The organism is Auraticoccus monumenti (genome assembly GCF_900101785.1).
GTDB lineage: Bacteria > Actinomycetota > Actinomycetes > Propionibacteriales > Propionibacteriaceae > Auraticoccus > Auraticoccus monumenti.
Map to the genome: position 1 here is coordinate 555,562 of NZ_LT629688.1, position 11,738 is coordinate 567,299.

Consider the following 11,738-nt stretch of genomic DNA (forward strand, 5'->3'; position numbering starts at 1 on the left):
AGCCGTCGGCCCAGAATCGCTGGCAGGCCAGAGCCCGGACGCCGGACCCGACCGCTCCCGGCCGATCCGAGGCGTCGGTGCCGAGGGTCTGGGTTCCGCGACCGCTCCCCAGGTCGGCGGTGCACCGCCCACGGGTGGAGGACCAGCCGATGCAGGAGGTGCGGCGCGGGCGTCAGTCCTGCACCCAGGCTCCGAGCGAGGCGACCACCACGTCGATGAGGGCGTCGTCGACCGGTGCGTGGCGCTCCGGTAGCCGGGGCGCCGTCGGGGGCCGGGGAGCGTCGGACGGGTGCCGTAGGCTTCGTCGCGACCTGCAGCGGACGGAGGGGTGTCGTGAGCGTGCCGGAGAGCCTGGTCGCCGACCGCTACCGCCTCGTGGAGATGGTCGGCAGCGGCGGCATGGGCGTCGTCTGGAAGGCCTGGGACGAGCGGCTCCAGCGGCAGGTGGCGGTCAAGCAGCTCCGTCCGCTCTTCGGGCTCAGCGAGGCCGACACCAAGCTGGCCAACGACCGCGCCATGCGCGAGGCGCGGATCACCGCCCGGCTGCACCACCGCCACGCGGTGTCGGTCTTCGACGTGGTCGACGACGACGGACGTCCCTGCCTGATCATGCAGTTCGTCCCCTGCACCACCCTGGCCGACGAGCTCCGCGACCACGGTCCGCTGGCGCCGGAGCGGGTCGCCCTCCTCGGTGCGCGGATCGCGTCGGCCCTGCACGCGGCGCACGACCTCGGCATCGTGCACCGCGACGTCAAGCCGGGCAACGTCCTGCTCGGCGAGGACGGCAGCACGCTGATCAGCGACTTCGGCATCTCCCGAGCCCTGGACGACATCTCCCTGACCAGCACCGGGATGGTGCACGGGACGCCGGCCTACCTGGCCCCCGAGGTCGCCCGCGGCGAGGACGCCACCTACCGCTCCGACGTCTTCTCCCTCGGCGCGACCCTGTACGCCGCCACCGAGGGTTCCCCGCCCTTCGGCAGCGACGCCAACTCGATCGCCCTGCTGCACCGGGTCGCGGCCGGGACCGTCGAGCCACCGCAGCAGAGCGGCCCGCTCGCCCCGCTGCTGCTGCAGATGCTGTCCGCCGACCCGTCGGCGCGGCCGTCGATGAGCGACGTGGCCAACCGGCTGGAGCAGCTGGCCCGGAGCGGGGACACGGTGGCCCCACCCGCGCCGGAGCCCACCAGGCAGCTGCCGCCCACGCCGGCGAGGCCCACCCGGATGAGCTTCGGGTCCTCCAGCCCGGCGTCCGGGTCACGGGCCGGCTGGGCGGGCGGCGGCGTACCGGTCGCGGCAGCAGCGGCCCAGGGGGCGTCCTCCCGCGACGTCCGTCCCGACACCTTCCAGATGGCTCCCGCGGTCACCCCGCCCGTCGTCCCCCGGACCCCCGTGCCGCCCGACGAGGACGAGCCGGGCCCCGGTCGGGGTCGACGGCGTGCCGGTGTGGTGGCGCTGGTGCTGAGCCTCGTCGCCGTCGCGGCGCTGGCCCTCTACCTCGTGCCGCTGCTCGGCCGGCCGGACCCGGGCACGGTCGCGGACCCGCCGGCCGAGACCTCCACCTCGGCCCCCGCGGAGCCCACCGACGCCAGCCCCGAGCCCACGCCGGAGGACACGACCTCGGCGGCCCCGCCGTCGGACCCGCAGGACGAGGAGGAGGACGAGGAGGACACCCCCTCGCCCGAGGCCACCCCCACGCCGACCCCCACGCCCGAGGAGTCGGAAGACACCGGCGGCTCGCCCAGCGCGGAGGACCTGCAGACGGCCATCACCAGCTACTACGCGCTGGTGACCGAGGACACCGACGAGACCTGGCCCCTGATGACGAGCGAGTACCAGAACCGCACCGCCGGCGGTCAGGACTCCTACGAGGCCTTCTGGGACGACATCGACCGCGTCGAGACCAGCGACGTGACCGCCACGCCGCCCGACCAGGTGCAGGCCACGCTGACCTACTACTACGACGACGGCCAGGTGCTGGTGGAGCCGACGAGCTTCCGGCTGGTCGAGGAGGAGGGCGTGCTCAAGATCGCCGACTCCACCGTCGGCTCCGGTCGCTGAGCCGGCTCACCTCCGCCGCGCGCCGCAGGTCTCCGCCAGCACCCCGCGCGTCGAGGCTCAGCCCCGCCAGCCCATCCGCCACATCCCGGTGGCCTCGACGGTGGCCGCCTCGACCAGGGTCAGCAGCTCCTCGGTCGACTCCGCCTGCAGGAACCCCAGCTGGTCCAGCTCGCTGACCGGGGCGATCCCGCCCAGCTGCCAGCTCGACTCCACCGGGTCCGCGGACAGCACCACGTCCGGGTCGAACTGCTGCTCGGCGTACTCGCTGGCCACGGCCAGGCTGCGGCGCACCACCTCCTCGACCCGCTGGCGCAGCGGGTCGAGGGCCGGGTCCCAGACCAGCGGGTCGGACAGCCGGACCTCCGCCCGGGGGTAGGGCTCCTCCTCGAGCCATCGCACCACCTGGAACCGCTCGGTCCCGGTGGCGGTGATCCCGATCGAGGTGGTGTCCAGGGCGGCGTCCACCACCCGGGCCAGGGTGCCGACCTCGAAGCGGTGGTCCCCGCCGCCCACCTCCTGGCCGCGTTCGATCAGCACCACCCCGAAGCGCAGCTCCTCGGCCTGGAGCAGGTCGGAGAACATGGCCAGGTAGCGCGGCTCGAACAGCCGCAGGCCCAGCGGGAGGTGGGGCAGCAGCACGCTGCCCAGGGGGAACATCGCGAGCTCCACGGCTACCTCCTGCTGAGCGGCGTCACTCCTGCACGGTAGTCGGTGCGCAGATGACGCCGCTGGGGCCGGGGCGGCGGGGAGCACCCGGACCCGGTCCGACCTGGGGCCGCGGGGCGCCGGGACGGGTCCTGGGCCGTCACTAGGCTCAGGCCATGACGACCTTCGCAGTGGTGGGTGCGGGCTGGCGGGCCGGGTTCTTCTGGCGGGCGGCCGAGGGCGTGGACGACCTGGAGTGCCTGGGCGCGGTGGTCCGCACGCCCCGCGAGCTCCCGGTGCCGACCTTCGGCTCCCTGGACGAGGCGCTGGCCGCCGGACCGGACTTCCTGGTCACCTCGACGCCGTGGTCGGTGACCCCGGAGGTGATCGGCGAGGCCGTCCGACGCGGGGTGCCGGTGCTGGCCGAGACCCCACCGGCTCCGGACCTGGAGGGTCTACGTGCGCTGTGGTCGGAGGTCGGGGCGTCGGACCTGGTGCAGGTGGCCGAGCAGTACCTGCTGATGCCCAGCCACGCGGCCCGGCTGGCCCTGGTGCGCTCGGGCGCGATCGGCACCCCCACCCAGGTGCACGTCTCCTCCACCCACCAGTACCACGCGGTCTCGATGATGCGCGGCTTCCTGGGTCGGGGACGGGGCCCGGTCACCGTGCGCGCCACCCGGACCACCGCGCCACTGGTGAACCCCCTGGTCCGCGACGCCTGGAGCGGGGACGACGAGCCGAAGGAGGCCGCCACGGTGCTGGCCACCATCGACTTCGGCGACGGCCGCTCCGGGCTCTACGACTTCACCGACAACCAGTGGCACAACCAGCTGCGGTTCCGCCGGCTGCTGGTGCGCGGCAGCCACGGCGAGCTGATGGACGACCGGGTGGTCCGCCTCGCCGGGCCGGAGACCGTCCTGCAGTCCGAGATCACCCGCTACACCAGCGGGCGCGACCTCGACCTGGACGGCTTCGACACCGAGCACCTGAGCCACGACGGGCAGGTGCTCTACCGCAACCCGTACCGCGGACGCCGCTGGATGGACGAGGAGATCGCCATCGCCACGCTGCTGGACCGCACGGCTGCGTGGGTGCGCGGCGAGGGCGAGCCGCCGTACCCGCTGGCCGACGGGATCCACGACCACCACGTCGCGCTGGCCGTCGAGGAGGCGCTGGCCGCCGACGCCACCGTGCGGACGTCCACCGAGGCCTGGCACTGACGCCTCCGCCCCTCGCGCAGGAAGCGGTTTCCCCGCACGGGACGCCCGCCGGTCACGGCCAGATCACGATGTGATCCTCGACACCTCAGGCTCTTCGCATCCGGCGTCCCCGGTGCCAGACTGCGAAGACCGTCCGGGCCGTGAGGGCCGCGTGACGAACGGCTGTGACGTCGACGACGACGGCACCAGACGCCGCCGCCACGCGATCTCTCGTCCGCGGGCGGTGCAGTGCGACCGCACCTCGACGACGAGAGCGAAGGCTTCCCATGGACCCATCACCCCCCATCCCCCGACTGAGTCGCCGGCGCCTGCTCGGTACCGCGGCCGCACTCGGGGCGGGGGCCGCCACCGCCGGGCTCACCGGCTGCGGCTCCCCCACCTCGATCTCCGAGGACCCCCGCGAGCTGGTGCTCTGGTACTGGAACCGCTCGGTGACGCCCTCGCTGCTGGCCCAGGCGGCCGAGCAGATCCCCGGCAGCCAGGACCGCCGGCTGCGCGCCGACATCATCGGCGGCACCTTCGACACCAAGCTCCGCACCAGCCTGGCGGGCGGGGCCTACATCCCCGACGTCACCGGCATCAACTCCAACTGCTCGCTGTACTTCCTCAACGAGGACCAGTTCCTGGACTTCAACGAGCTCGGCGGGCGCGAGCTGGCCGACCAGTACTACCCGTGGAAGGTGAAGCTGGGAACCACCCCGAGCGGACGGCACTGCTTCTGGCCGATGGACACCGGCCCGACCGGCCTCTACTACCGGGCCGACCTGTTCGAGGAGGCCGGGCTGCCGAGCGACCCCGAGGAGGTGGGGGCCGCCGCGACCACGTGGGAGGACCTGATCGAGCTCGGTGTGGAGCTGCGGCGAGGCGGCGAGGGTCCGGCGCTGATGGGCTACGGGTTCTTCATCTTCAGCCAGTTCCTCAACGCCAGCCCCGAGCGCTACTTCGACGAGCAGGACCGTCCCCTCTACAACCAGCCCGACAGCGCCGTCCGGCGGGCCTGGGACACGGCGGTGATGGCCATGGAGGCCGGGGTGACCGGCAACCGCCAGACCAGCACCGACCAGAACGCGGCCTGGACCAGCGGCGACACGGCCGCCCACATCGAGGCGGCGTGGTGGGCCGAGGTGCTCGCCGACACCGCCCCGGAGACCAGCGGGAGCTGGCGGCTCGCCAGCCAACCGGTCAACCCCGGCAACAGCGGTGGTTCGTTCCTGGCCATCCCCGCCACCTGCAAGGACCCGGAGGCGGCTTTCGCCTTCGCCACCTGGCTGACCAGCCCGGAGAACCAGACCACCGCCTTCAACGAGATCCAGCTGTTCCCCTCGACCCCGTCCTCCTTCGAGAGCGGGGAGATGGACGGGAGCGGGGAGTTCTTCGGCTCCCAGGACCAGCTGACGTTCTTCAGCGACGCCGCTGCGGAGGTGCCCACCACCTACGTCAGCAGCTACGAGGCGCAGGTGTCGGCCTTCGGCAGCGAGATCAAGAACGTGGAGACGGGCAAGCCGGCCGAGCAGGCCTGGGCCGACGCCGTCGACGCCGCGAACCGCACCCTCCGCAAGCGGGGGGTCCTGCTGTGACCGCCGACCTGACCGTGCGCGGCGCCGCCCCCGCCCCCGCCCGCGCGCTGCAGCCCGACGAGGACCGTCCGCGCCGCTCCTGGCGGGCGTCCTGGCCGCAGTACCTGGCCATCGCCCCCTTCTACGTGCTGTTCCTGGTGTTCGGGCTGTTCCCGATCCTGTTCTCGGTCTACCTGTCCTTCACCGACTGGAACGGGATCGGTGAGATCACCTTCGTGGGGCTGGCCCAGTACCAGTACCTGGTGGCCGACCCGCGCTTCTGGAACGCGGTCGCCAACACGTTCATCATCTGGATCATCTCCACCGTCCCGATGCTGTTCATCGCGCTGGTGCTGGCGTTCCTGCTGCACCAGAACATCCGCTTCAAGTCGATCTACCGGGTCGCGTTCTTCCTGCCGAACGTGACCTCGATGGTGGCGATGGCCATCGTCTTCGGCTCCGTGTTCTCCGACTCCTTCGGGCTGGCCAACTCGGCCCTGACCGCGCTCGGCATGAACGAGCTGGCGTGGCTCAGCGACCCGTGGGGCATCAAGATCACCATCGCCATGATGGTGATCTGGCGCTGGACCGGCTACAACGCGATCATCTACCTGGCCGGACTGCAGTCCATCCCCACCGAGCTGTACGAGTCCGCCCGGGTGGACGGGGCCAACAACTGGCAGATCTTCAGCCGGATCACGGTGCCGCTGCTGCGCCCGGTGATCCTGTTCACGGTGATCACCTCCACCATCGGGGGGCTGTCGCTGTTCACCGAGCCGCAGGTGCTGCTGGGTGACGCCGGTGGCGCCAACGAGGCCGGCATGACCATCGTGCTGTACCAGTACAACCAGGCCTTCACCCAGTTCGACTTCGGCTACGGCTCGGCGATCGCCTGGGCGCTGTTCATCATCGCCGCGGTCTTCGCCATCATCAACTGGCGCCTGCTGCGCGACCGCGACGGCATGCCGTCCAAGCGCTCCCGCGGGGCCACCGAGGGGAGCACCCGATGACCGCCACCCTGCCCACCCTCTCCACCACCCCGTCGGCCGGGGGCCCCGGACCCAACCCGCTCGACGACGACCGCTCCGCGCAGCGCCGGGGGCTGGTCGCCCGGGTCGTCACCCACCTCTGCCTGCTGGTCGGGGTGCTGCTGTCAGTCTTCCCCTTCTACTGGCTGGTGGTGATGTCGACCAGGACCACGGCCGACATCTTCGGCTACCCGCCGAAGCTCACCTTCGGGCCCGAGCTGCTCACCAACATCCAGACGGTCTTCAGCAACGTGGACCTGCTGGGTGCGCTGTGGAACACGTTCCTGGTCTCGGCGCTGTCGGCGGTGCTGGTGATGCTGTTCGACTCGCTGGCCGCCTTCGCCTTCGCCAAGTACGACTTCCCCGGTAAGAACGTGCTGTTCGTGCTGCTGCTGGCCACGATGCTGGTGCCGGGCAGTCTGTCGCTGGTGCCGAGCTTCGTGCTGATGAGCGAGATCGGCTGGGTCGGCGGTCTGCAGGCGCTGATCATCCCGGGGGCGGCCAACGCGTTCGGCATCTTCCTGCTGCGTCAGTTCGCCGGGGGCTCGATCCCCGACGAGCTGATCGACTCCGCCCGCATCGACGGGGCCGGCTTCTTCCGGACCTGGTGGAGCGTCGGGGTGCCGATGCTGCGCGGCGGGCTGGCGTTCCTGGGGATCTTCACCTTCATCACCGCCTGGAACGACTACGTCTGGCCGCTGATCGTGCTGGTCGACCCCCAGCGCCAGACCCTGCAGACGGCCCTGGCCCAGCTGAACCTGGCCTTCGCCACCGACTACGGCGCCGTGATGGCCGGTGCCCTGATGAGCGTCGTCCCGCTGATCGGCGTCTTCATCATCGGCGCCCGGCACTTCATCGCCAACATCGCCGCAGGAGCCCTGAAGGGCTGACGGCGAGGACCCGACGCGCGGCCCGCACGACCCTTCCAGGTTGTGCGGGCCGCCGTCGTCCGGACCCACCGGGGTGCGGGCCGCGTCGGCCGGACCGGGGTGCGGGGCGCCGTCGGCCGGACCGGGGTGCGCGGCGCCGTCGTCCGGACCGCCGAGGTGCGCGGGCGCCGTCGTCCGGACCGCCGAGGTGCGGGGGCGCCGTCGTCCGGACCGCCGGGGTGCGGGGGCGCCGTCGCCCGGGCCGCCGTCGAGCCCTCGTGCCGACGTCCCCACCCGGCGACGTCCGGCGACTCGCCTGGAGCTGTCGCCTCACCCACCCCTGACCCGACACATCCAGGCACCTCGCCCAGCACAGTCGCCGCAGGGCGGACCCCGCCGTCGGGGACGGGGCGACTGGCCGCAAGTCGTCGCCTCCCCCGACCTCGACCCGACACATCGAGGCCACCCGCCACCCCACCACGCGGCCCCCGCCCAACCGACGGGCGGAGGACCCCGGTCGAGGCGCACGATGTGGCGACTGGCCACCAGACGCCGCCTCCCCGACCTCGACCTGACACGTCGAAGCCACTCGCCAACCGGTCGCACGAGGCCGCCGCTCAACCGGTGGGGAGGACGAGGCCACTCGCCGCCACGCGTCGTCTCACCCGACCCCGACCCGACACATCGAGGCCACTCGCCGCCGCAGGGCCGGGTGCGCGGCCCGACTCCCGGGTCGCGAGCCGAGCGACGAGGGGCGGCGTGTGGTCGCCAGGTGGCGGCACGGGAGTCAGTCAGGGCGACGCAAAGGGGCGACGCGCACGGACGGGGCCCAGGGGGCGCGGCGGTGGGTGGGGTGGGTGGTGGGTGGCCCGTTAGGGTCTCGGGTGAGGGACGACGAGAGGACGAGGGATGCGCGCGGTGAGGCTGCACGGGACGGGTGACGTCCGGCTGCACGAGGAGCCGGACACGACCGCCGGCGAGGGCGAGAGCCTGGTCCGCATCCACGCCGTCGGGCTGTGCGGCTCGGACCTGCACTGGTTCGTCGACGGCGGCATCGGCGACTCCCGCATCACCGACCCGGTGGTCCCGGGCCACGAGTTCTTCGGCACCGCCCTCACCGGCCGCTACGCCGGGCAGCGCGTGGTCGTCGACCCGGCCATCTCCTGCATGCACTGCGAGTACTGCCACCGCGGCGACCACAACCTGTGCGAGAACATCATCTTCGCCGGGCACGGCACCCGTGACGGCGGTATGCAGGACCTGCTGTCCTGGCCCGACCGCAGCATGACGCCGCTGCCGGACTCCATCAGCGACACCGCCGCGGTGGTGCTGGAGCCCCTCGGCGTCGCCATCCACGCCTTCGACCTCTCCCACATCAAGCCGGGGATGCGGGTCGGCGTGGTCGGCGCCGGGCCGATCGGGCTGTTCATCCTGCAGCTGACCCGCAACGCCAACGCCACCGGGCTCGTCGTGGTCGAGCCGCTGGCCCACCGCCGCGAGCTGGCCGCACGTCTCGGCGCGGACGTCGTGCTGGCCCCCGAGGACGTCCAGCAGCAGACCACCTCCTGCGACCTGGTCTTCGAGGTCAACGGCAACCCCGACGCCGTCACCGAGGCGATCACCCTGGCCAAGCCGGGCGCGCGGGTGGTGCTGGTCGGTATCCCCGACGAGGACCAGACCACGTTCTCGGCCTCCGCGGCCCGTCGCAAGGGGCTGACCATGGTCTGCGTGCGCCGGATGAAGGAGGTCTACGACCGCGCCATCGCCCTGGTCGAGCGCGGGCACGTCGACGCCGAGTCGGTGGTCAGCGACGTCCACGACCCCCAGCAGGTCGAGGAGGCGTTCCGGTCCGGGGCCGAGCGCCGCGGGCACAAGGTCGTGGTGCGCTTCAGCGCCTCCGAGATCGGCTGACCCGACCGGCCCAGCCCTCTGGCCGACGACCCGCACGCGTGTCATGATTTGAGCGTCCGGACCGGTGCCCACCGGGCGGACTGCCACTCCGCGGGGGAGTGTGGCCTGACTCAGGCCCCTCGGTGACCCGTGGCCCGCGTCGTCGCATGACCGTGCGACCCGGCGAGCCGAGACCCCTGAGCGTCCGCGGGGTCGAGCGGCGGAGTCGAGGGGCCCCGCCGCTGGGCCCCGCGGCCCCGGTCGGCCCCTCATCGCCCTGCAGCTCATCTTCCCGGAGCCGGGTCTCAACCCCAGGTCGAGCCCTCTCCGCTCCCGAAATGCATTCTGATCAGGCATTTCAAGAACGTCACCGAATTGATACCACCTGTGCGTTGTGGGTCGGGGCCCGCCATTCGTACGGTGTGCGCGCCCGCAAGGGCCTCCCCCGAAGAAGATCAAGGACCCCTCGTGACCACTCCCCCGAACCGGTCACGGCCAGCCACCTGCGTCCTGGCCGTCGCCACCGTCTCCGCCCTCACCGCGGCGAGCGTGCTCGCCACCACCGTCCCCGCCGCTGCCGAGACCGACACCACGACCACCGTGGTGCAGGAGTCGCTGACCGCCGGCAGCACCGCGCGGACGTCCCCGACCACCTGGACCTACCGCGACTCCCGCACCGCACCGTTCACCACGCTGGGCGTCAGCTGGCGGACCGGTGCGAAGGTGCAGCCGACCATCGAGTTCCGCACCCGGACCGACGGCACCTGGACGGCCTGGACCGCCGCCCCCGAGATCGCGGCCACCCCGGCCGAGGCCGAGCGGGCCGGCACCGACCCGGTCTACGTCGGTGACTCCGACGGCGTCGAGGTGCGGATGACCACCCCGGCCGGCGCCACGGTGGCCGACCCGAGCGTGGCGCTGATCGACCCCGGGGACGCGGCCACGCCCACCCCGCAGACCACCATGACCACCCGCGCCGCGGGCAGCTACCTGCCGCCCAAGCCGGCCGTGGTCAGCCGCGCGCAGTGGGGGGCCGACGAGTCCTGGCGCTGCCCGACGCCCAGCTACACCTCGTCCATCCAGGCCGCGATCGTGCACCACACCGCCGGGATCAACGGCTACACCAAGGCCGAGTCGGCCGGCGTCGTCCGCGGCATCTACGCCTACCACACCAAGACGCTGGGCTGGTGCGACGTCGGCTACAACGTGCTGGTGGACAAGTACGGCACCGTCTTCGAGGGCCGTGCCGGTGGTCTGGACAAGCCGGTGCTGGGCGCCCACGCCACCAGCTGGAACTCCGGCACCACGGGGGTGTCGCTGATGGGGAACTACGAGACCGCTGCCGCTCCCGCGGTGATGATGGAGTCCGCGGCCAAGGTCATCGCCTGGAAGCTGGCCCCCTACGGTCGGGACCCGAAGTCGAAGGTGACCCTGGCCGGGAAGACGATCTTCCGGATCGCGGGCCACGGTGACGTGATGTCGACCGCCTGCCCCGGGGTCAACGTCCGCTCCAAGATGCCGGCCCTCCGGGACCGCGTCGCGGCGCTGATGACGGCGCCGGTCGCCGCCCCCACCCCGACGCCGACCCCCGCTCCGGCCCCGGTGACCGCCACCACGGTGATCGGGAAGCGCTGGCAGGCCCTCGGTGGCGGCGACGGCGTCCTGGGCTGGCCGCTCAAGCCCGAGGCGAAGGTCGCCGACGGCAGCTGGCGGGAGTTCAAGGCCCACGACCTGTTCGCCTCCCCGCGGACCGCGGCGTTCTGGACCACCGGGGCCGTGCGCACCCAGTACCGCTCGCTCGGCACCGCGACGTCGGCGCTCGGCTTCCCGACCAGCGACGAGAAGAACGTGCCCGGCGTGACCGGCGCGCGGATGAACAGCTTCGAGAAGGGCTGGATCATCTGGAGCTCGGGCAACGGCACGCACGCCCTCACCGGCTCGTTCTTCGCCACCTACAGCAAGGACGCCGCCCTGCGCGGTCGCCTCGGTGCGCCCACCAGCGCCCGGGTGACCTCGGAGTTCGGCATCCCGTCGCAGACCTTCCGCGGTGGACGGCTGTTCGAGGTCGGCGGCACCGTGGTGGTCCTGGAGGGTGCGGCCTTCCGTCACCACGCCGCCCGGACCGCCAAGGACCGGGCCACCATCGGGGCCCCGACCGCCGGCGCCACCGCCGTCACCGCGACCGTCACCAAGACCGCCGCCACCGTGCAGCGGATGCAGAAGGGCACCTACGTCACGGTCGGCACCAAGGCCGTCGTGGTCAAGGGCAGCCTGCACGGCACCTGGCGGGAGTTCGGTGCCGAGAAGGGCCGGCTGGGTCTGCCCACCGCCGACGAGAAGGTCGTCAGCGGGGGCTGGACGCAGACCTTCGAGCGCGGCTCCATCTCGCGGGTGAACGGGGAGACGATCATCCGCCACCGCTGACCCATCCTCAGCGCAGCCGGCGGGGACCCACCTCCTCACCACCGG

General features: G+C 72.5%; 8 protein-coding genes. 7 read left to right on the forward strand and 1 reads right to left on the reverse strand.

Annotated features, from left to right (window positions below; genetic code table 11):
- Positions 1 to 333: 333 nt before the first annotated feature.
- Positions 334 to 2,061 (forward strand): serine/threonine-protein kinase, encoded by a 1,728-nt coding sequence (locus BLT52_RS02570; RefSeq protein WP_090590346.1) that lies wholly within the window; start codon positions 334 to 336, stop codon positions 2,059 to 2,061.
- A gap of 57 nt (positions 2,062 to 2,118) precedes the next feature.
- Here the strand turns inward: BLT52_RS02570 and BLT52_RS02575 are convergent, their stop codons facing one another.
- The gene (locus BLT52_RS02575) at positions 2,119 to 2,730 is read right to left on the reverse strand and encodes an LON peptidase substrate-binding domain-containing protein (protein ID WP_197679162.1); all 612 of its coding nucleotides are present in this window, start codon (positions 2,728 to 2,730) and stop codon (positions 2,119 to 2,121) included.
- Between the two features lie 152 nt (positions 2,731 to 2,882).
- Between BLT52_RS02575 and BLT52_RS02580 the strand changes: the two genes are divergently transcribed.
- The 6 genes from BLT52_RS02580 (at position 2,883) to BLT52_RS02605 (ending at position 11,693) form a co-directional block, all read left to right on the forward strand.
- Positions 2,883 to 3,926 carry a Gfo/Idh/MocA family protein gene (locus BLT52_RS02580; protein ID WP_090590348.1) on the forward strand — a complete coding sequence of 348 codons (1,044 nt, stop codon included), beginning with the start codon at positions 2,883 to 2,885 and terminating at the stop codon, positions 3,924 to 3,926.
- 266 nt (positions 3,927 to 4,192) lie between these two features.
- Complete coding sequence (locus BLT52_RS02585) at positions 4,193 to 5,503, forward strand: ABC transporter substrate-binding protein (protein ID WP_090590351.1); 1,311 nt, start codon at positions 4,193 to 4,195, stop codon at positions 5,501 to 5,503.
- A complete protein-coding gene (locus BLT52_RS02590) occupies positions 5,500 to 6,492 on the forward strand; it encodes a carbohydrate ABC transporter permease (RefSeq protein WP_231946465.1) in 993 nt (330 codons plus the stop codon). Before BLT52_RS02585 ends, BLT52_RS02590 begins: the two co-directional genes overlap by 4 nt.
- Positions 6,489 to 7,400: a carbohydrate ABC transporter permease gene (locus tag BLT52_RS02595; RefSeq protein ID WP_090590353.1), complete on the forward strand. Its 912-nt coding sequence runs from the start codon at positions 6,489 to 6,491 to the stop codon at positions 7,398 to 7,400. The genes BLT52_RS02590 and BLT52_RS02595 overlap by 4 nt, the downstream gene beginning before the upstream one ends.
- 888 nt (positions 7,401 to 8,288) lie before the next feature.
- Entirely contained in the window at positions 8,289 to 9,290 is a 1,002-nt protein-coding gene (locus BLT52_RS02600) for a zinc-dependent alcohol dehydrogenase (RefSeq protein ID WP_090590355.1), read from the forward strand.
- 447 nt (positions 9,291 to 9,737) lie between these two features.
- Complete coding sequence (locus BLT52_RS02605) at positions 9,738 to 11,693, forward strand: N-acetylmuramoyl-L-alanine amidase (protein ID WP_090590357.1); 1,956 nt, start codon at positions 9,738 to 9,740, stop codon at positions 11,691 to 11,693.
- The last annotated feature ends 45 nt before the right edge of the window (positions 11,694 to 11,738 follow it).